This is a genomic window from Pseudomonas sp. SJZ131 (assembly GCF_007828705.1).
In the GTDB taxonomy this organism is placed as follows: domain Bacteria; phylum Pseudomonadota; class Gammaproteobacteria; order Pseudomonadales; family Pseudomonadaceae; genus Aquipseudomonas; species Aquipseudomonas prosekii.
This window is the reverse complement of the sequence record NZ_VIVC01000003.1, coordinates 385194-406175: the sequence shown is the minus strand read 5'-3', so window position 1 is coordinate 406175 and position 20982 is coordinate 385194. Positions and strand designations below refer to the sequence as shown.

Sequence of the window (20982 nt, the reverse complement as noted above, 5' to 3'; positions counted from 1 at the left end):
TGGTAGACTCCGCCGCCATTATGATTCGACTTCAGAACCTGACTTTACAGCGTGGCCCGCAACGTCTGCTAGAAGACGCCGAGCTGACCCTGCACGCCGGCCACAAAGCCGGCCTTATCGGTGCCAACGGCGCCGGCAAATCGAGCCTGTTCGCCTTGCTGCTCGGCGACCTGCACCCCGACTCGGGTGACTGCTTGCTGCCGGGCGACTGGCGCATCGCCCACATGCGCCAAGAGATCGACACGCTCGACCGGATCGCGGTCGACTACGTGCTCGATGGCGACCTGCGCCTGCGCGAGGTACAACGTGACCTCGCCGCCGCCGAAGCGGCGCAGGACGGTGCCGCTCAGGCGCGCCTGCACTCCGAACTCGACAGCGCCGACGGTTACACCGCCGATGCGCGGGCGCGCAAGTTGCTCGCGGGACTGGGGTTCACCAACGATCAGATGGATCGTCAGGTAGGAGATTTCTCCGGTGGCTGGCGGATGCGTCTGAATCTGGCGCAGGCATTGATGTGTCCATCGGACCTGCTGCTGCTCGACGAACCGACCAACCACTTGGACCTCGACGCCATCATCTGGCTCGAAGAGTGGCTGAAAAGCTACCCCGGCACGCTGATGCTGATTTCCCACGACCGGGATTTTCTTGATGCCGTGGTCGATCACGTGGCCCACGTCGATCAACGCAAAATCACCTTGTATCGCGGCGGCTACAGCGCCTTCGAACGTGCGCGTGCCGAGCGTCTGGCCCAGCAGCAACAGGCCTACGAGAAGCAGCAAGCGCAACGTGCGCACATGGAAAGCTACATCGCCCGCTTCAAGGCCCAAGCCACCAAGGCCCGTCAGGCGCAGAGCCGGATCAAGGCGTTGGAGCGGATGGAAGAACTGTCCGCCGCCCACGTCGATTCGCCATTCGACTTCGTCTTTCGCGAATCGCACAAGATCTCCAGCCCGCTGATCGACATCTCCGACGCCCGACTGGGTTACGGCGAGCGCGCGGTGCTGGAAAAGGTCAAATTGCAGCTGACCCCCGGCGCGCGCATCGGTTTGCTCGGCCCGAACGGCGCCGGTAAATCGACCCTGATCAAAAACCTTGCCGGTGAACTCTCGCCGTTGTCCGGGCGCCTGACCCGTGGCGAGAACACCGTGGTTGGCTACTTTGCCCAGCATCAGCTGGATTCGCTCGACTCCAAGGCCAGCCCGTTGCTGCACATGCAGCGGCTGGCGCCGACCGAGCGTGAGCAGACCTTGCGCGATTTCCTCGGCGGTTTCGACTTCCGTGGCGCGCGCATCGATGAGCCGGTGCTGAACTTCTCCGGTGGCGAAAAGGCTCGACTGGCGCTGGCGTTGATCGCCTGGGGCCGGCCGAACCTGTTGCTGCTCGACGAACCGACCAACCACCTCGACCTGGAAATGCGCCTGGCGCTGACCATGGCGCTGCAGGAATTCAGCGGTGCGGTGTTGGTGGTGTCTCACGATCGTCATCTGCTCAAAAGCACCACCGATAATTTTTATCTGGTGGCCGACGGCAAGGTCGAAGAGTTCGACGGCGATCTGGAAGACTACACGCGCTGGCTAGTCGACTATCGCCAACGCAATGCGCCGGTCAGCAACACCCCGGTCAACCCGGACAAGACCGACAAGAAAGCCCAGCGCCAGGCCGCTGCTGCGTTGCGTCAGCAACTGGCGCCGCACAAGCGCGAGGCCGACAAGCTCGAAGCCGAGCTGGGCAAGCTGCACGAGAAACTGGCGAAAATCGATGTCAGCCTCGGCGACAGCGATATCTATGAGCCGGCGCGCAAGAACGAATTGCGCGATCTGCTCGCCGAACAAGCCCGACTCAAGGTGCGTGAAGGCGAGCTTGAAGAGTCGTGGATGGAAGCGCTGGAATTGCTCGAAAGCATGCAATCGGAGCTGGAGGCGTTGTCCTGATGGAGGCTTTCACGCTGCCGCTGCCGGCAATGTGGGTCGAACCGATCTGGCTCGTCGTGCAAATCCTGCTGATTCTGCTGGCCGGTTATTTCGCCCAGCGCTTCGTCGCCCGCTGCCTCACGCGCCTCGGCGAGCGCTACCCGTTTCCGCCGCAATTGCTGCTGCCGCTGCGCGGGGTGTTGCGCTGGTTGATCATGGGCAGCGCGCTGATATTCGTGCTCGGCCGTCTCGGCGTTTCGGCGACGGTGCTGTGGACCGCGTTGTCCGGGTTCGTCGCGGTCGCGGCAGTGGCATTCTTCGCGATGTGGAGCGTGCTCTCCAATCTGCTGTGCGCGATTCTGATCTTCACCGTCGGCCCGTTCCGTATCGGTGATGTCGTCGAGTTGGTGGACACCCTCGACAAACCGGGCGTCAAGGGCCGGGTGGTGGCGATCAATCTGCTGTTCACCACGCTGATCGAAGTCGAAGCGGCCGGGACCGGCAGCGTGATGGTGCAAGTGCCTAACAGCCTGTTCTTCCAGCGCTCGGTTCGGCGCTGGCGGGGGACGGATGTGTTGCCTTCGAGCGGGTTTGAGAAGTAGGTCTGTGGTTATCTGACAGGCCGCTATCGCGAGCAAGCTCGCTCCCACAGTGGTTTTCAGTTGTTCACAAAAAAGCGGTGCACTGAAGATCCAATGTGGGAGCGAGCTTGCTCGCGATGGCGCCGCCCGCCCTGTTCATTGGCTTATCCCGCAAAAAATCGGTAGTCATCCGCCAAATCCCGCATTAGCTTAGACGTCTGTCACGAGTCTGAGTCGAGGTGTGTAATGGGGCTTCAAACATGGCTGGCGTTTTTCGCCGCTTGCTGGGTCATCAGCCTGTCGCCCGGTGCCGGCGCGATTGCGTCGATGTCCAGCGGTCTGCGCTACGGTTTCTGGCGCGGCTATTGGAATGCCCTGGGACTGCAAATCGGTCTGGCGGTGCAGATTGCGATTGTCGGCGCCGGTGTCGGCGCGGTGCTCACGGCATCGGCCACAGCGTTCTATGCGATCAAATGGTTCGGCGTGGCGTACCTGGTTTACCTGGCGGTCAAACAGTGGCGCGCGTTGCCCAGCGACATGAGCGACGACGCGGCGGTGCGGCAGATCGGCAAACCGTTGGCGCTGATGTTCCGTGGTTTTCTGGTCAACATCAGCAACCCCAAGGCGCTGGTGTTCATGCTCGCGGTGCTGCCGCAATTCATTGATCCGCATGCGCCGCTGCTGGCGCAGTACCTGATCATCGGCGTGACCATGGTCTGCGTCGACCTGATCGTCATGGCCGGTTACACCGGGCTCGCGTCCAAAGTCCTGCGCATGCTGCGCACGCCGCAACAGCAGAAACGCATGAACCGAACCTTCGCCGGGCTGTTCATCGGCGCCGCCGCGTTCATGGCGACGTTGCGCAAAGCGGTGGTGTAAACGTCCGGTGACAAAATAAGGCGACCTCTTCAGGTCGCCTTTTTTCGTTATGGCAATTCAATCTTCATGCCTGGCGAAGGCGAGTGAAGGCATACAAAGGATTAAGCTGGTCTGTGCGAAAACTGCACAGACTATGTGCTGAAAGTGCCGTTGTGGCTGAGGTTGCGGATTTCTAGACTGCGCCTCACTTACTCGCCCATCTGCAGGAATCGCACAATGTCCTCTATCCCGCGTTTTGTTTCTCTGATCCGCACCGTGTTTGCCAGTCTGAGCCTCGCCGCTGCTGGCAGTGCCAGCGCCAGCCCTGTTGTCGACGGTGCCGCCCATCCAACCATCCGCGCAATGTCCGGCGCGACTCAGATTGAGCGCCTCGACCCGAAGACCACCGCGCTGGTCGTGATCGATTTCCAGAATGAATATTTCACCGGTCGCATGCCGATTCCCGATGGCGTCGCCGCCATGAACAATGCGCGGGCGCTGATCAAGTTTGCCGACACGGCCAAGATCCCGGTCTATCACGTACAACATGTTGCCCCGGCCGGCTCCGCGGTGTTTGCGCTGGGCGGGGAGACTGTGAAGTTTCATCCATTGATGCAGCCGCGCGCTCACGATCAAGTGGTTCAGAAAAACACCGTCAGCGTGTTCGCCTCGACCGATCTGGATAAACAGCTGAAACAGGCCGGGATAAAAACCGTGATTTTCGCCGGGCTGATGACCCACGCCTGTGTCGCCGGTGGCGCCCGTGACGCCGCGCCGTTGGGTTATCAGGTCGTGGTAGCATCCGACGCCTCCGCGACCCGCGCGATCACGCGCCTGAATGGCCAGACCGTCGACAAGGACAGCCTGCACCGCGCCGCGCTGGCCGAAATCGAAGACACCTTCGGCGACGTCATGACCACGCAAGAGATTACCCGCCTGCCACTCAACTGACGCTTTCGAGGGATCGATGAACCAACTGCTGGCCATGCGGGCATTCCGCTGCATCGTTGAATGTCGAGGTTTCTCTGCGGCGGCCGAGCGGCTGGACACCACGCACTCGACGATTTCCCGGCAGTTGCAACAACTCGAAACCGATCTGGGCACGCGGCTGATCAATCGCAACACCCGGCGTTTCAGTCTGACGGCGGCGGGGGAAACGTACTACGCCGCCGCCGTCGATATCCTCGACCGTGTCGAGCAGGCTGCACTCGCCGTGGCCGAGGATGCGCAGCGTCCAGCAGGCTTGTTGCGCATCAGTGTGCCGATGGTGATCGGGACGCTGGAACTGGCCAGCTGGCTGCCCGCGTTTCAGCAGCGATACCCGCAGATACACATCGATTTGTCGTGCAGTGACCGCTTTGTCGACCTGGTCACCGAAGGCTTCGATGTCGCTTTGCGAATCAGCGGGCCACTCGCCGACTCTTCATTGGTCGCGCGGCAACTCACCGTTTCCGAGCAAGTGCTGGTGGCATCGCCGGGGTATGTTGCGCGCCACGGCCTGGTTCGTCAGGTGGATGAATTGCCGGCGCACCAGATGCTGTGTTTTGCCGGTGCCGAAGAATGGCTGCTGACGCCGTTGCGGGGCGAGCCGGTGCGCATCGCGCCACGCGGGCGTTTCACGGTGAACTCGATCACCAGCCTGCACGCGGCGGCGCTGGCCGGGGTCGGCATCGCGGCATTCACCCGGGCCACGGTGCAGAGCGACTTGGCGCACGGTCATCTGGTGCACATCTTGCCCAGCTACACGCTGGCGCAGCGGCACTATTACGCCCTCTATCCGCAAACCCGTCATCTGGCGCCCAAGGTCCGGGTGTTCGTGGATTTCATGGCTGAGCATTACCGCGCATTGTCCGCCAACGCTCGATGAAGTTCGCTTGACGACCAACAAAGCTTGAGTGAAAGGCATTCGAAGTGAACAATATGTAACTTCGTATTTCCCCTTGAGACTCATTCATGATTGCCTCTTCCCGTTTGCTGGCGTGGCTCGTGTTGCCGGTTATTGCGTTTTGCAGCCTCAACGCCTCGGCCGAGACCGCTGAGGGCGCGCCGAAAGCCCTGCATATGCTCGACTACATTGGCGCCGATTACCCGGCGACGGTCGCGGCGGGCAAGGTGATCGATGAGTCTGAATACCGCGAGCAGCAGGAATTTCTCGGTGTGCTGCAAGGCTTGATCGCCGAATTGCCGGACAAACCGGAGCGCGCCGATCTGCAGCAAGGCGTTAGCAATTTGCGCGCAGCCATCGCCGCGTACCAGGACGGCGCCAACGTTGCGCGCCAGGCGCGGCAGCTCGGGGCGAAATTGGCGGTGGCGTATGAAGTCAGCCAGGCCCCGATCATCACCCCGGACCCGACGCGCGGCGCGCCGCTGTATGCCCAGCAATGTTCGGTGTGCCACGGCGATGCAGGCGCGGGCGATGGCCCGGCGGGCGTCGGCATGACCCCGCCGCCAGCCAATCTGCGCGATACGGCGCGGCTGGATCGCTTGAGCCTGTACGCGATCTACAACACCTTGGTCCAAGGCGTCGAAGGCACGGATATGCCGTCCTTCGCCGATCAACTGGATGACCGTCAGCGCTGGGATCTGGCGACTTACATCGCTGGTTTCAGCGCCGATCCGGCGGCAGCGAAATCCGCGAAGACTTACAACATCGCCGATCTGGCGCGGCAGACGCCGGCCGAAGTGCTCGCCGCTGAAGGCCCGCAAGCACTGGCAACGTTCCGCGCGCAACGTGCGCAACCGCCGCAGGTCAAGCGTGGCCCGGCGCAGTTGCTCGATTACACCGCAGCGACCTTGGATAAAAGCATCGCCGCTTACCGTGGCGGCGAACACGATCAGGCGTATGACCTATCGGTGGCGGCGTATCTGGAAGGCTTTGAACTGGTTGAAAGTTCGCTGGATAACGTCGATGCCAACGTGCGCAAAGACACCGAAAAATCGCTGATGGCCTACCGGCAATCGTTGCAGGACGGCTTGCCGATCGCCCAGGTCGAGCAGCGCCTGGAGGCGGCCAAAGGCAAATTGAAAGAATCCGCCGGGCTGTTGGGCAGCGATGGTTTGAGTTGGTCGCTGAGCTACATTTCCGGTCTGTTGATTCTGCTGCGTGAAGGTCTGGAAGCGATTCTGGTGCTGGCGGCGATCCTCGCGTTCCTGCGCAATACCGGCCAGCAGTCGGCGGTGCGCAGCGTCAACGTCGGTTGGGGGCTGGCGCTGGTGGCCGGTCTGGCGACCTGGGCGCTGGCGGCGTATGTGATTGACGTCAGCGGCGCCCAGCGTGAATTGCTCGAGGGTTGCACCGCGTTGTTCGCCAGCGTCATGGTGCTGTGGCTGGGCGTGTGGATGCACGATCGGCGGCACGCGGCGGCGTGGCAGGATTACATCAAGAGCAGCCTGGTTGGCGGCGGCGGGCGTTTCGGGTTTGCGATCCTGGCGTTTTTCTCGGTGTATCGCGAATTGTTCGAAGTGATCCTGTTTTACGAAACCCTGTGGCTGCAGGCCGGTCCCGCCGGGCATGACGCGGTGTTGGCGGGCGGGGCGACGGCGCTGGTGTTGCTGATCGGGTTGGCTTGGGTGATCCTGCGCGGCTCGGCGAAACTGCCGCTGGCGTTGTTTTTCGGGATCAACGCCGGGTTGCTCTGCGCGTTGTCGGTGGTGTTCGCCGGGCATGGAGTCAAGGCCTTGCAGGAGGCCGGGGTGTTTGGCACACGGCCGGTGCCGTTCTTCGATTTCGATTGGCTGGGGATTCACGCCGATGCGTATTCGTTGAGTGCGCAGGCCGTGGCGATTATTGCGATTGTGGTGTTGTATGGTCGCAGTCGGATGGCTGAGAAGCGCCGGGTGCAAACGTCTTAAGTCCGCGTCGTCCCCATTCGCGGGCAAGCCTCGCTCCTACAGAATTCGCGCACCATTTGCGGTCGCGTATAACCTGTAGGAGCGAGGCTTGCCCGCGAAGCTTTTAAAAAGAGGAAAAACACAATGCGTGTCTGGATCGATGCCGACGCTTGCCCTCGGGCGGCCAAGGATCTGGTGGTGAAGTTCGCTTTGAAGCGCCAGTTCGAAGTGGTGATGGTCGCCGGTCAGCCGCAGATCAAACCGGCGCTGGCGCTGGTGAAATTGATCGTGGTGCCGAGCGGCCCGGACGCGGCCGACGATTATCTGGTGGAGCACGCGGTGCCCGGTGAGCTGGTGATCTGCAGCGATGTGCCGTTGGCGGATCGGCTGGTGAAGAAGGGCGTTTCGGCGCTCGACCCGCGCGGCAAGGAGTTCGACGCGCAGAACATGGGCGACCGGCTGGCGGTGCGCAATCTGTTCACCGACCTGCGTGAACAAGGCCAGATGAGCGGCGGCCCGGCGCCGTTCGGCGAGCGCGAAAAACAGGCGTTTGCGAATGCGCTGGACCGGATCCTTACCCGCTTGACCCGCAAACCCTGATCCATACCAAGAACCCTGTGGGAGCGAGCTTGCTCGCGATGGCGTCGCATCAGTCGACATAATGTTGGCTGAAAGTCCGCTATCGCGAGCAAGCTCGCTCTCACAGGTGAGCGGGGTCAGGCGTCGTTTTCGTGGGTCAGTTCGAGCACGCGGTCGACCAGTTTGTTGATCCCCGTCGCCACTTCGCTGATCGACTGGCCGAGCATGTACGCCGGTGTACTGACCAAGCGGCGGGCCTTGTCCTCGACGATATCGCCCACCGCGCATTCAGTGTGCGTGGCGCCCATCTTGTTCATCGCCGCCGCGGTCTCTTCATCATTGCCAATCGTGCACGTCACGCCCGGCCCGTAGATTTTCGCTGCCAGCGCTGGCGAAATGCAGATCAGACCCACCGGTTTCGCCGCTTCGGCGAAGGCCTCGGCCAACGCCAGCACGTCCGGTTGCACCGTGCACGCTGCTCCTTCGACAGCGAAGTTGGAGAGGTTTTTCGCTGCGCCAAAACCACCGGGCACGATCAACGCATCGAAGTCCTCGACGCTGGCCTCGCGCAAGTCCTTGACCTGGCCGCGAGCGATGCGCGCCGATTCCACCAGCACGTTGCGCGACTCCGGCATTTCTTCGCCGGTCAGGTGGTTGATCACGTGCAGTTGCGCGATGTTTGGCGCAAAGCACTGCACCTGAGCGCCGCGCTGGTCGAGGCGCAGCAAGGTGATCACGCTTTCGTGGATCTCGGCGCCGTCGTAAACGCCACAGCCGGAAAGGATCACTGCAATTTTTTTGCTCATGGGTTTTTCTCCAGATTCATGGCGTTAAATGTCCACTAATTTGTCACTCGTTGCCATAGGGTTAATTCGCGGCTACACCTAGGATCTGTGATCCGGATTCTGTTCAGGGCACGTCATGAACTTCATTCTGTACGCGGTGCCGTTTTTCTTTGTGCTGATTGCCGTCGAACTGCTGGCCGACCGTTGGCGCGGCACGCGCAATTATCGCCTCGCCGATGCGATCAACAGCATCAGCACCGGCGTGTTGTCGACCACTACCGGCCTGCTGACCAAAGGCGTGGGGCTGCTGACGTATGCTTTTGCGCTCGAGCATCTGGCGCTGTTCAAACTCGACGGCGACAGCGTCTGGGTCTGGCTGTTTGCCTTTGTCCTGTACGACTTCTGCTACTACTGGCTGCACCGCATGGGCCACGAGCGCAACATCCTCTGGGCCGCGCACTCGGTGCATCACCAGAGCGAGGACTACAACCTCTCCACCGCGCTGCGCCAGACCAGCACCGGATTTCTCCTGAGCTGGATCTTCTACCTGCCGATGGCCGTGCTCGGCGTGCCACTGCTGGTGTTCGTCAGCGTCGCGGCGCTGAACCTGCTGTACCAATTCTGGGTGCACACCAAACACATTCCCAAGCTCGGCTGGTTCGAATGGTTCTTCGTCACGCCATCCAATCATCGGGCCCACCATGCACAGAACGCTCTCTACATGGATCGCAACTACGGCGGGGTGTTCATTATTTGGGACCGTCTATTTGGCTCGTTCCAGGAAGAGGACGATAACGAACCGGTGATTTTCGGCGTGACCACGCCGCTGGCGAGCTGGAATCCGCTGTGGGCCAACGTGCAGTTTTATGCGCAGTTGTGGGAGGACGCGAAACGCGCCGAGAGCAAGTGGGACAAGCTGCGCATCTGGTTCATGCGCACCGGTTGGCGCCCGGCCGATGTCGCCGCGAAGTACCCGATGAGCAAACCCGACCTGAGCCAGTTCCGCAAATTCGAAGTGCCGCTGGACGCGCGCCAGCAAATCTACGTGGCGCTGCAGTTTTGCGTCTACATCGCGCTGGGCAGCTATTTGATGAACCTGGAACCGAGCCTGCCGACCGCCGCGCTGGTGCTCGGCTGGAGTGCCGTGGCGCTGGGGCTGTTTACCTTGGGCGTGGCCCTGGAGAATCGCCCGTGGGCGTGGAAACTGGAGCTGTTGCGCCTGGCATCGAACGTGCCGCTGGTGTGGCTGGCGCCGCTGGTCGGGCTGTGGCCGGCCAGCGCGGTGAGTTGGGTCGCACTGCTCAGCTACAGCTTGCTCAGCGCAATCGGTCTCTACTGCTGCAGAAACCGCTTCACTCGGCTGGCGTCTTAGTCTCGTCGATGCGCGCCTGTTCGGCTTTTTGCGCTTGTTCTTCGGCGTAGATCTTCTTCGCCAGACGCGCATTCTTGAAGCGCCGACGGATCCACAGGCCCAGGCCCAGCACCAGCAGCGCGCCGAGCACCCATAGCTCGTACTTCTTGACGCTGCCGAGCATGCCCTCAAGCACCGCGCCAAAGTGATAAGCCGCGGCGGCGAGGGCGCTGGCCCAGATTGCCGCGCCAATCCCGTTCAGCAGCAGATAACGTCCCGGCGGATAACCCGACAGGCCGATCGCCACCGGCATCACTGTGCGCAAACCATAGACAAACCGGAAGCTCAGCACCCAGATGTCGGGGTGGCGGCGGATGTGTTCCAGCGCGCGGTCGCCCATCAATTGCCAGCGCGGTTTGCGCGCAAGTAATTTGCGCCCGTGTTTGCGCCCCAGGAAGTACCACAGCTGATCGCCGGCATAACTGCCGCAGAACGCCACGACAACCACCAGGTTGATGTCCATGTATCCGCGAAACGCGAGGAAGCCCGCGAGCACCAGGATGGTTTCGCCTTCGAAGAACGTGCCGAGAAAAAGGGCAAAGTAGCCGAAGTCATGCAGAAATTGTTGGAGCATTGTCTGGGTGCTGGCGAAATGAACGCGCAGCCTAACCCTTCGTGCACATTCATGAAAGTGTCCAAATGTGTCTCGACGTGAACAAATCCTACACGGACAATGGAATGCGGCTACGCGTCACAGGGATAAGCACAACCGTCATCTGTTCGTCATAATGGCCGCTTATAACTGTCACGCTCGCCTGCCAGCGCGGGCTCAGGAGTCTGCCGTGAGCTTTACCCCCGCCAATCGCTTGTTTCCTGCAACTCGCCTGCGTCGCAACCGTCGTGATGATTTCTCGCGTCGACTGGTGCGTGAAAACGTATTGAGCGTCGATGACCTGATCCTGCCGGTGTTCGTGCTGGACGGTGAAAACCGTCGCGAAGCAGTCGCCTCGATGCCCGGCGTTGAACGTCTGACCATCGATCTGTTGCTCGAAGAAGCGGCCAAATGGGTCGAGCTGGGGATTCCGGCGCTGGCACTGTTTCCGGTGACCCCGGCAGAACTGAAATCGCTGGACGCCGCCGAAGCCTGGAACCCGGACGGCATCGCCCAGCGCGCCACCCGCGCCCTGCGTGAGCGCTTCCCGGAACTGGGAGTGATCACCGACGTGGCGCTGGACCCGTTCACCACGCACGGCCAGGACGGCATTCTCGACGAAGAAGGCTACGTGCAGAACGACATCACCGTCGATGCGCTGGTCAAGCAGGCCTTGTCCCACGCCGCTGCCGGCGCGCAAGTCGTCGCGCCGTCGGACATGATGGACGGTCGCATCCAGGCAATCCGCGAAGCGCTGGAGCTGGCCGATCACGTCAATGTGCGGATCATGGCTTACTCGGCGAAGTACGCCAGCGCCTATTACGGCCCATTCCGCGATGCAGTGGGTTCGGCGCTGAACCTCGGCAAAGCGAACAAGGCGTCCTACCAAATGGACCCGGCCAACAGCAACGAAGCCCTGCACGAAGTGGCGGCGGACTTGTCAGAAGGCGCGGACATGGTCATGGTCAAGCCAGGCATGCCGTATCTGGACATCCTTTACCGGGTCAAAGAAGAATTCAAAGTGCCGACGTTCGTCTATCAAGTCAGCGGCGAATACGCCATGCACATGGCGGCAATCCAGAATGGCTGGTTGAGCGAAGGGGTGATTCTCGAATCCCTGACCGCTTTTAAACGCGCAGGCGCAGATGGCATCCTGACTTATTTTGCCGTGCGCGCTGCCCAATTGTTACGAGAGCAACAATAGCCCTCCCAGGAACATTCCATGAATACCGAAGGACTTACTGAAGTTGCTGTAAAAGAGGCTCAACCCGTGGTCGAGCAAATCGCCGAAACCCCACCGGAGCTGGAGCCTTCTGCACCTGCGGTGCCAACCGAGGCGCATGCCGCCCCGGCGATTGCCATTCCCGGCCTGGATGACAGCAGCCTGTACATCCATCGCGAGCTCTCGCAACTGCAGTTCAACATTCGCGTGCTGGAACAGGCGCTGGATGAGTCCTACCCGTTGCTCGAGCGGCTGAAGTTTCTGCTGATTTTCTCCAGCAACCTCGACGAGTTCTTCGAGATTCGCGTCGCCGGCCTGAAGAAGCAGATCACCTTCGCCCGCGAACAGGCGGGCGCCGATGGCTTGCAGCCGCATCAGGCGCTGGCGCGGATCAGCGAGCTGGTGCACGGCCACGTCGATCGCCAATACGCAATCCTCAACGACATTCTGTTGCCGGAACTGGAGAAACATCAGGTCCGCTTCATCCGTCGTCGGCACTGGACCACCAAGATCAAAACCTGGGTTCGCCGTTATTTCCGCGACGAGATCGCGCCGATCATCACCCCGATCGGCCTCGACCCGACGCACCCTTTCCCGTTGCTGGTGAACAAGAGCCTGAACTTCATCGTCGAGCTCGAAGGCATCGACGCCTTCGGCCGCGACTCCGGCTTGGCGATCATCCCGGCGCCGCGTCTGCTGCCGCGCGTGATCAAGGTGCCGGAAGAGGTCGGCGGTTCGGGCGACAACTATGTGTTCCTGTCGTCGATGATCCACGCGCACGCCGATGACCTGTTCCAGGGCATGAAGGTCAAGGGCTGCTACCAGTTCCGCCTGACCCGAAACGCCGATCTGGCGGTCGATACCGAAGACGTCGAAGACTTGGCCCGTGCGCTGCGCGGCGAACTGTTCTCGCGTCGTTACGGCGATGCGGTGCGTCTGGAAGTGGCCGATACCTGCCCGAAACACTTGTCCGATTACCTGCTCAAGCAGTTCAACCTGCACGAGACCGAGCTGTATCAGGTCAACGGGCCCGTCAACCTGACTCGCCTGTTCAGCATCACCGGCCTCGACAGTCAGCGCGCGCTGCAATACCTGCCGTTCACGCCGCAGATTCCGAAACTGCTGCAGAACAGCGAGAACATTTTCAGCGTGATCAGCAAGCAGGACATTCTGCTGCTGCACCCGTTCGAGTCGTTTACGCCAGTGGTCGACCTGCTGCGCCAAGCGGCGAAAGACCCGCACGTGTTGGCGGTGCGCCAGACCTTGTACCGCTCGGGCGCCAACTCGGAAATCGTCGATGCGCTGGTCGATGCGGCGAGAAACGGCAAGGAAGTCACGGCGGTGATCGAGTTGCGTGCGCGGTTCGACGAAGAGTCCAACCTGCAACTGGCCAGCCGTCTGCAAGCGGCCGGTGCGGTGGTGATTTATGGCGTGGTCGGCTTCAAGACCCACGCCAAGATGATGCTGATCCTGCGCCGCGAGGCTGGCGAAATCGTCCGTTACGCGCACTTGGGCACCGGCAACTACCACGCGGCCAACGCCCGGTTGTACACCGACTACAGCTTGCTGACGTCCGACGACGCTTTGTGCGAGGACGTCGGCAAACTGTTCAGCCAGTTGATCGGCATGGGCAAGACGCTGCGCATGAAGAAGTTGCTGCACGCGCCGTTCACGCTGAAGAAGGGCATGCTCGACATGATTGCCCGCGAAACCCAGTTCGCCCTCGACGGCAAACCGGCGCACATCATCGCCAAGTTCAACTCGCTGACTGACCCGAAAGTCATTCGCGCGTTGTACAAGGCCAGCCAGTCCGGCGTGCGTATCGATCTGGTGGTGCGCGGCATGTGCTGCCTGCGTCCGGGGATTGCCGGGGTTTCGCACAACATCCATGTGCGCTCGATCATCGGCCGCTTCCTCGAGCACACGCGGGTGTTCTACTTCCTCAATGGCGGCGAGGAGCAGATGTTCCTCTCCAGCGCCGACTGGATGGAGCGCAACCTCGACAAGCGCGTTGAGACTTGCTTCCCGGTGGAAGGCAAGAAGCTGATCATGCGGGTCAAGAAGGAGCTGGAGCTGTACCTGACTGACAACACCCACAGTTGGAGCCTGCAGTCGGACGGTCGCTACATCCGCAACACCCCGACCGGCAACCAGAACCCCCGCAGCGCCCAGGCCACCCTGCTGGAACGGTTGGGTAGCCCGATCCTGGCCGTGCGATAACCCACAAAATCCCTGTGGGAGCGGGCTTGCTCGCGATGGCGGAGTGTCAGTCGATATTGATCATGACTGAACCACTGCTATCGCGAGCAGGCTCACTCCTACATTGGTATGTGGTGTTTGCTGGATCGCGTTGAGGGGATTACCTGTGGGAGCACAGCTTGCTGGCGATGGCGTCAGTGGGATCGCTATCGCGAGCAAGCTTTGCTGCTACAGGTTTGTGTGCGGCAGGTGTGTTAGCGCACGTTGAGGGTGAAACCCACGCGTGTCAGCCATTCCGCTTCGAGGGCGAAGTCGGCCTGGGTCAGCTGGTTTTCATCCAGCCAATTGGCCGGGAATAGCACGTCGAGGCTGTCGCCGTTGGCGCGCAGGGTGACTTGCGGCATTTCCTGGGTGCCACGGATGTGGTGGAACAGGATCGCAAATCGCAGCAGCGCACACAGGCGGATCAGCTTGATGCCGTCCTTGCCGAAGTCGGCAAACTTGTCCTTGGGAATATTGCGCCGATGCCCGCGCACCAGCAGCGCGAGCATCAACTGGTCTTCGCGGGAGAAACCGGCGAGGTCCGAGTGCTCGATCAGGTAGGCGCCGTGCTTGTGATAGTGATAGTGGGCGATGTCCAGACCCACTTCATGCACCTTGGCGGCCCAGCCGAGCAATTCGCGCCAGACACCGTCGTCCAGATCCCAATCCTCGGCCACCTGATCAAACGCGTGCAGCGCTTTGCGTTCAACCCGCGCCGCTTGTTCCAGATCGACGTGGTAACGCTCCATCAGCGAGCTGAGCGTGCGCTCGCGGACGTCTTCGTGATGATGACGGCCCAGCAAGTCGTAGAGCACGCCTTCACGCAGCGCGCCTTCGCAGTGATCCATGCGTTGCAGTTCGAGCGCATCGAAAATCGCTTCGAGAATCGCCAGACCGGCCGGGAAAATCGCGCGGCGGTCAGGCTTGATGCCTTCGAAATCGATTTTCTCGGCGTCACCGAGTTTGAACACCTTGCGCTTGAGCCAGGCCAGGCCTTCGGCATTCACTTCGCCGCTGCCGTGGCCGCCGGCCTTCAGCGCCAGGCCGATGGCGCGGATGGTGCCCGAGGAGCCGATGGCTTCATCCCAGGTCAGCCGATGCAAAGCGTGCTCGATGCTCATGATCTCCAGCCGCGCCGCCGTATAAGCCTGGGCGTAGCGGGCCGGCGTGACCTTGCCGTCCTTGAAATAACGCTGGGTATAACTGACGCAACCCATTTGCAGGCTTTCGCGCAGCAACGGCTCGAAGCGTTGGCCGATGATGAATTCGGTACTGCCGCCGCCGATGTCGGCGACCAGGCGTTTGCCCGGGGTGTCGGCGAGGGTGTGCGAGACGCCGAGGTAGATCAGCCGTGCTTCTTCACGGCCGGAGATGACTTCCACCGGGTGGCCGAGGATTTCTTCGGCGCGGCGGATGAACTCGCCACGGTTGCGGGCTTCGCGCAGGGCGTTGGTGCCGACGATGCGCACGGCGCCCAGCGGCATACCGTTGATCAGTTGGGCGAAGCGCTTGAGGCAATCGAGCCCGCGCTGCATCGATTCTTCGTTGAGCTGGCGCTCATCGTCGATGCCGGCGGCCAGTTGGACCTTTTCGCCGAGGCGCTCAAGAATGCGGATTTCGCCGTTCTGGGCCTTGGCCACGACCATGTGAAAGCTGTTGGAGCCCAGGTCGATTGCGGCGATCAGGGACAGATTCTTGGCTTGGGATTGCGGCATGGTCTGGGGGTCTCGGTCGATAACCTCGACATCGTGCCACGATCAAACGCTCGCGCCAACGCGCAGTGTTCAAAGCCTTGATCCTGCGCAGAAAAGATCAGTGTTCTCACGGACGCCTTCGCGGGCAAGCCTCGCTCCTACAGATTGGCGGCGTGTGAAAGGTCCGCGAACACCCCGGATCCGTAGGAGCGAGGCTTGCCCGCGAAGGCGTCCTGACGGGCACTAAAGATCTTTCAGCCGGCCGCCTCCACCGTGCCGATGAAATTCGCCAACTCCGCCGTCTGCGGCCGGGCGAACAAATCTTTCGGTGCGCCGACCTCGTGCACCTTGCCCTGATGCATGAACACCAACTTGTCCCCCACCTCGCGGGCGAAGCGCATTTCGTGGGTGACCATGATCAGCGTCATGCCTTCCTTGGCCAATTGCCGGACCACGCTCAGCACTTCATTGACTAATTCCGGGTCCAGCGCCGAGGTAATCTCGTCGCACAGCAACACCTTCGGCGACATCGCCAGCGCCCGGGCAATCGCCACGCGCTGTTGCTGGCCGCCGGACAAGCGGTCCGGGAACGCATCAAACTTTTCGCCCAAACCGACCCGTTCAAGCATCTGCCGGGCCAGGTCCGAGGCAATTTTCTTCGGTACTTTCTGCACCACTTGCGGCGCGAGCATCACGTTTTCGCCCACGGTCAGGTGCGGGAACAGGTTGAACTGCTGAAACACCATGCCGACCTTCTGCCGCAAACTGCGCAGGTCGGCGCGGGCGGCGTCGAGGTATTCGCCGTCGACTTCGATGACGCCGTCATTGATCGATTCCAGACCGTTCAACGTGCGCAATAACGTCGATTTGCCCGAGCCGCTGCGGCCGATGATCGCCACCACCTGGCCTTCCTCGACGCTGAGGTCGATGCCTTTGAGCACATGGTGATCGCCGTAATATTTATGCAGGGCGGAAATTCTAAGCAGGGGCATGCAGTCTCCTTTCCAGGTAGCGCGCACTGAGGGACAAGGGATAACAGAGCAAAAAGTAACCAAGTGCGACGAGGCCGTAGACCATGAATGGCTCGAACGTGGCGTTGGCCAACATGCCGCCGGTTTTGGTCAGTTCGGTGAAACCGATGATCGAGGTGACAGCGGTGCCTTTGACCACTTGCACCGAAAACCCCACGGTCGGCGCCACCGCAATGCGCAAGGCTTGCGGCAAGATCACGTAGCGCAATTGCTCCAGCGGATTGAGCGCCAGACTCGACGAGGCTTCCCACTGGCCGTGGGGGATCGATTCGACGCACCCGCGCCAGATCTCCGCGAGGTACGCGCTGGTAAACAGCGTCAACGCCACCGCCGCCGCCATCCACGGCGAAATCTCCACGCCGGCCAGCGCCACGCCGAAGAACACCAGGAACAGCTGCATCAACAGCGGCGTGCCCTGAAACAGTTCGATGTAAGTGCGGGCGAAACTGCGCGGGAAGGTCTTCCTGGAAATGCGCATGACCATCACCAGCAAACCGATCACGCCACCGCCAATAAACGCCACCAGCGACAGCGCCAGCGTCCATTGCAGGCCGGTCAGCAGGTTGCGGACGATGTCCCAAAAGGTGAAATCGCTCATTGGCCGCTCCTTGCGATGTAGCGTCGACCGATCCAGTTCAGCAATTGGCGGATCATCAGCGCCATGCACAGGTAAACCAGGGTGGTCAGGGCGTAGGTTTCGAAGGCGCGGAAGTTGCGCGACTGAATGAAGTTGGCGGCGAAGCTCAACTCTTCGGTGGCGATCTGCGAACACACGGCCGAACCGAGCATGACGATGATGATCTGGCTGCTCAGCGCCGGCCAGACCTTGCCCAGCGCCGGCAGCAAAACCACATGGCGAAACGCTTCGAAACGGGTCATCGCCAATGCGGCAGCGGCTTCCAGTTGCCCGCGCGGTATCGCCTGAATGCCGGCGCGAATGATCTCGGTCGAATAGGCGCCGAGGTTGATCACCATCGCCAGCACCGCCGCCTGCCATTCGGAAATCTGCAGGCCCAGCGAGGGCAAACCGAAGAAGATGAAAAACAGCTGCACCAGAAACGGCGTGTTGCGGATCAACTCGACATACACGCCGAAGATTGCCGAGAACGGCCGGATGTTCCACGCCCGCACCAACGCGCCGACGATCCCCAGGCTGACCCCGAGCACCGCGCCGATGGCCGTCAGTTCCAGAGTGAACAGCGCACCGCGCAGCAACAGATCGGTGTTTTGCACCACCGGCAGAAAATCAAACTGATAAGCCATGTCGCGTCTCCCGGCGGGTGATCAGAGATCGGCCGGCAGCGGCTCTTTGAGCCAGATCATGGCGTTCTTTTCCAGCGAACCGTCGGTTTTGGCGGTGGCCAGGATCTGGTTGACCTTGTCCAGCAGCGCCGGCTCGTTCTTGTTCACGCCCACGTAGACCGGCGAATCCTTGAGCTTCACTTTCAGCGCCGGCACGCGTTTCGGGTTTTTCTCGCTGATCGCGACCATCACCACGTTGCCGCTGGCGATCAGGTCAACCTGGCCGGCGAGGTACGCGGCGATGGTCGAATTGTTGTCCTCGAAGCGCTTGATGGTCACGCCTTCGGGGGCGACTTTGCTCAGTTCGATGTCTTCGATGGCGCCACGGGTGACGCTGATGGTTTTGCCCTTGAGGTCATCGAGGCTTTTGATCTCGGCGTCTGGCGGGCCGAACACGGCGAGGTAGAAGGGCGCGTAGGCGCTGGAGAAATCGATGACTTTTTCGCGCTCGGCGTTTTTACCTAGGCTGGAGATCACCAGATCGACCTTGCCGGTGGTCAGGAAGGGAATGCGGTTGGTGCTGTTTACCGGGGTCAGTTCGAGTTTGACCTTGAGCTGGTCGGCCAGCAGTTTGGCGGTGTCGATGTCGAGGCCGCGCGGTTTCATGTCCGGGCCGACCGAGCCGAACGGCGGGAAGTCCTGCGGCACGGCGACTTTGAGCGTGCCGCGTTTGACCACATCTTCGAGGCTGTCGGCGTGGGCGGGTGCCTGGGTCAGCAACAGGCTGGCGAACAGGGCGGCGAGGAGGGCGCGGTAACGCTGGGTCATGGGAAACTCCGAATCGGCTTGAAGGCAATGCGATTCGATAGAGCACGGGCCATGCCAACAACGTTTGGCGCACGCCGGCGTGGTTGCGCAGGGATTGATCGGGGAAGTGAACGCCGGATAAATCAGCGGTTCGTGCACTGCGATAGTGCATTTTTACAATGCGAGTGCCGCCGGTGCGCGAATTGAGCTATACCCAAACTCATGCGCCACCATAGCGAGAGTCAATCATCTGCGGCTTCCTGAACGGGGGAAGGGCGGCTATGATGGGCCACGTTTTTTTGCTTACAACCTGGAGACTTCCATGAGCAGCGATCTTATCAAACACGTTAGCGACGCTAGCTTCGAGGCCGATGTACTCAAGGCCGAAGGCGCTGTACTGGTCGACTACTGGGCTGAATGGTGCGGCCCTTGCAAAATGATCGCTCCTGTTCTGGACGAAATTGCTGAAACCTACAAAGGCAAGCTGACCGTTGCCAAACTGAACATCGACGAAAACCAGGAAACCCCGGCCAAGCACGGCGTTCGTGGCATTCCTACCCTGATGCTGTTCAAGAACGGCAACGTGGAAGCGACCAAGGTTGGCGCGCTGTCCAAGTCGCAATTGGCTGCATTCCTCGACGCCAACATCTGAGTCGGCGACGTTGTATGAAAAGCCCCGCATATTGCGGGGCTTTTTGCATATTCAGGGCTAGACGCTCCGAAACTCAGGTGGTACATTCGGCCCCGCACTGGTTTCTCCACTGCCCCCTGCTAGCCGTCGCCGACGCACTCCTTTTCGAATAAGTACGCGATCCTGTCGCCTTCTCTGCGGCGCGGCCTCATTAAGCCAAAAGCTTAATTTCCCCCCCTCCATAAATGATTACGTCATTCCTATATGAATCTGACTGAACTCAAGCAAAAGCCGATTACCGAACTGCTCGAATTGGCCGAACAGATGGGCATAGAAAATATGGCCCGTTCGCGCAAGCAGGACGTGATTTTCTCCCTGCTCAAAAAGCACGCGAAAAGCGGCGAGGAAATCTCCGGTGATGGCGTGCTGGAGATTCTCCAGGACGGCTTCGGCTTCCTCCGCTCTGCTGACGCTTCCTATCTCGCCGGCCCAGACGATATCTACGTCTCGCCGAGCCAGATCCGTCGCTTCAACTTGCGCACCGGTGACACCATCGTTGGCAAGATCCGCCCTCCAAAGGAAGGCGAGCGTTATTTCGCGCTGCTCAAAGTTGACACGATCAACTACGACCGTCCCGAAAACGCGAAAAACAAGATTCTCTTCGAGAACCTGACCCCGCTGTTCCCGACCGTGCGCATGAAGATGGAAGCCGGCAACGGTTCCACCGAAGACTTGACCGGTCGTGTCATCGACCTGTGCGCCCCGATCGGCAAAGGCCAGCGCGGTCTGATCGTTGCACCGCCGAAAGCCGGTAAGACGATCATGCTGCAGAACATTGCCGCAAACATCGCGCGTAACAACCCTGAAGTTCACCTGATCGTGCTGCTGATCGATGAGCGTCCGGAAGAAGTAACCGAAATGCAGCGCACCGTGCGCGGCGAAGTGGTTGCCTCGACGTTCGATGAGCCGCCAACCCGCCACGTGCAGGTTGCCGAAATGGTGATCGAGAAGGCCAAGCGCCTGGTCGAACACAAGAAAGACGTAGTGATCCTGCTCGACTCCATCACCCGTCTGGCTCGCGCCTACAACACCGTGATCCCGAGCTCCGGCAAAGTGCTCACCGGTGGTGTCGATGCCCACGCCCTGGAGAAACCGAAACGTTTCTTCGGCGCCGCGCGGAACATCGAAGAAGGCGGCTCGCTGACCATTATCGCCACCGCGCTGGTTGAAACCGGCTCGAAAATGGACGAAGTGATCTACGAGGAATTCAAAGGCACGGGCAACATGGAACTGCCTCTGGATCGCCGCATCGCTGAAAAACGCGTGTTCCCGGCCATCAACATCAACCGTTCCGGCACCCGCCGCGAAGAGTTGCTGACCGCCGACGACGAACTGCAGCGTATGTGGATCCTGCGCAAGCTGCTGCACCCGATGGACGAAATCGCTGCCATCGAGTTCCTGGTCGACAAGTTGAAGACGACCAAGACCAACGACGAGTTCTTCTTGTCGATGAAGCGCAAGTAACACGCAGCTCGCTGCAAAAAAGAGCGCCCCGCAACGGGCGCTC

At 60.9% G+C, this 20982-nt stretch carries 19 protein-coding genes; 12 read left to right on the top strand and 7 right to left on the bottom strand.

Annotated features, from left to right (window positions below):
• Window positions 1–20: 20 nt before the first annotated feature.
• The 7 genes from FBY12_RS16065 (at window position 21) to FBY12_RS16035 (ending at window position 7780) form a co-directional block, all read left to right on the top strand.
• On the top strand, window positions 21–1931 hold the full coding sequence (locus FBY12_RS16065) for an ATP-binding cassette domain-containing protein (RefSeq protein WP_145253890.1): 1911 nt from the start codon (window positions 21–23) through the stop codon (window positions 1929–1931).
• The gene (locus FBY12_RS16060; RefSeq protein ID WP_109502969.1) at window positions 1931–2512 is read left to right on the top strand and encodes a mechanosensitive ion channel family protein; all 582 of its coding nucleotides are present in this window, start codon (window positions 1931–1933) and stop codon (window positions 2510–2512) included. The genes FBY12_RS16065 and FBY12_RS16060 overlap by 1 nt, the downstream gene beginning before the upstream one ends.
• A 225-nt stretch (window positions 2513–2737) precedes the next feature.
• Complete coding sequence (locus FBY12_RS16055) at window positions 2738–3370, top strand: LysE family transporter (protein ID WP_092276396.1); 633 nt, start codon at window positions 2738–2740, stop codon at window positions 3368–3370.
• Window positions 3371–3586: 216 nt separating this feature from the next.
• On the top strand, window positions 3587–4300 hold the full coding sequence (locus tag FBY12_RS16050) for a cysteine hydrolase family protein (RefSeq protein WP_145253887.1): 714 nt from the start codon (window positions 3587–3589) through the stop codon (window positions 4298–4300).
• 16 nt (window positions 4301–4316) lie between these two features.
• Window positions 4317–5216, top strand: a complete 900-nt coding sequence (locus tag FBY12_RS16045) for a LysR family transcriptional regulator (protein WP_145253884.1) — start codon at window positions 4317–4319, stop codon at window positions 5214–5216.
• 86 nt (window positions 5217–5302) lie between these two features.
• Window positions 5303–7201 (top strand): FTR1 family protein, encoded by a 1899-nt coding sequence (locus FBY12_RS16040; RefSeq protein WP_145253880.1) that lies wholly within the window; start codon window positions 5303–5305, stop codon window positions 7199–7201.
• 123 nt (window positions 7202–7324) lie between these two features.
• Complete coding sequence (locus tag FBY12_RS16035; protein ID WP_092276402.1) at window positions 7325–7780, top strand: YaiI/YqxD family protein; 456 nt, start codon at window positions 7325–7327, stop codon at window positions 7778–7780.
• A 116-nt stretch (window positions 7781–7896) separates the two neighbouring features.
• Here FBY12_RS16035 and elbB read toward each other — a convergent pair whose 3' ends face one another.
• On the bottom strand, window positions 7897–8565 hold the full coding sequence (gene elbB, locus FBY12_RS16030; protein WP_145253877.1) for an isoprenoid biosynthesis glyoxalase ElbB: 669 nt from the start codon (window positions 8563–8565) through the stop codon (window positions 7897–7899).
• 115 nt (window positions 8566–8680) lie between these two features.
• On the opposite strand from elbB, the gene FBY12_RS16025 reads away from it, so the two are divergent.
• Entirely contained in the window at window positions 8681–9916 is a 1236-nt protein-coding gene (locus FBY12_RS16025; protein WP_145253874.1) for a sterol desaturase family protein, read from the top strand.
• Here the strand turns inward: FBY12_RS16025 and FBY12_RS16020 are convergent.
• On the bottom strand, window positions 9897–10529 hold the full coding sequence (locus tag FBY12_RS16020; protein ID WP_121733370.1) for a DedA family protein: 633 nt from the start codon (window positions 10527–10529) through the stop codon (window positions 9897–9899). The genes FBY12_RS16025 and FBY12_RS16020 overlap by 20 nt on opposite strands.
• 208 nt (window positions 10530–10737) lie before the next feature.
• On the opposite strand from FBY12_RS16020, the gene hemB reads away from it, so the two are divergent.
• Both hemB and ppk1 read left to right on the top strand, forming a co-directional pair.
• The gene (gene hemB, locus FBY12_RS16015; RefSeq protein ID WP_121733369.1) at window positions 10738–11751 is read left to right on the top strand and encodes a porphobilinogen synthase; all 1014 of its coding nucleotides are present in this window, start codon (window positions 10738–10740) and stop codon (window positions 11749–11751) included.
• An 18-nt stretch (window positions 11752–11769) separates the two neighbouring features.
• On the top strand, window positions 11770–13989 hold the full coding sequence (gene ppk1, locus FBY12_RS16010; protein ID WP_121733368.1) for a polyphosphate kinase 1: 2220 nt from the start codon (window positions 11770–11772) through the stop codon (window positions 13987–13989).
• Window positions 13990–14222: 233 nt separating this feature from the next.
• Here the strand turns inward: ppk1 and ppx are convergent, their stop codons facing one another.
• The 5 genes from ppx to FBY12_RS15985 form a co-directional block, all read right to left on the bottom strand.
• Window positions 14223–15725, bottom strand: a complete 1503-nt coding sequence (gene ppx / locus FBY12_RS16005; RefSeq protein ID WP_121733367.1) for an exopolyphosphatase — start codon at window positions 15723–15725, stop codon at window positions 14223–14225.
• A 233-nt stretch (window positions 15726–15958) separates the two neighbouring features.
• On the bottom strand, window positions 15959–16696 hold the full coding sequence (locus tag FBY12_RS16000; protein WP_121733366.1) for an amino acid ABC transporter ATP-binding protein: 738 nt from the start codon (window positions 16694–16696) through the stop codon (window positions 15959–15961).
• The gene (locus FBY12_RS15995; RefSeq protein WP_121733365.1) at window positions 16683–17333 is read right to left on the bottom strand and encodes an amino acid ABC transporter permease; all 651 of its coding nucleotides are present in this window, start codon (window positions 17331–17333) and stop codon (window positions 16683–16685) included. The genes FBY12_RS16000 and FBY12_RS15995 overlap by 14 nt, the downstream gene beginning before the upstream one ends.
• The gene (locus FBY12_RS15990) at window positions 17330–17998 is read right to left on the bottom strand and encodes an amino acid ABC transporter permease (protein WP_092276430.1); all 669 of its coding nucleotides are present in this window, start codon (window positions 17996–17998) and stop codon (window positions 17330–17332) included. The genes FBY12_RS15995 and FBY12_RS15990 overlap by 4 nt, the downstream gene beginning before the upstream one ends.
• Window positions 17999–18019: 21 nt before the next feature.
• A complete protein-coding gene (locus FBY12_RS15985; RefSeq protein WP_145253871.1) occupies window positions 18020–18805 on the bottom strand; it encodes a transporter substrate-binding domain-containing protein in 786 nt (261 codons plus the stop codon).
• 301 nt (window positions 18806–19106) lie between these two features.
• Between FBY12_RS15985 and trxA the strand changes: the two genes are divergently transcribed.
• Both trxA and rho read left to right on the top strand, forming a co-directional pair.
• The gene (gene trxA, locus FBY12_RS15980) at window positions 19107–19436 is read left to right on the top strand and encodes a thioredoxin TrxA (protein WP_003206727.1); all 330 of its coding nucleotides are present in this window, start codon (window positions 19107–19109) and stop codon (window positions 19434–19436) included.
• Between the two features lie 243 nt (window positions 19437–19679).
• Complete coding sequence (gene rho, locus FBY12_RS15975; RefSeq protein WP_007942421.1) at window positions 19680–20939, top strand: transcription termination factor Rho; 1260 nt, start codon at window positions 19680–19682, stop codon at window positions 20937–20939.
• Window positions 20940–20982 lie beyond the last annotated feature (43 nt).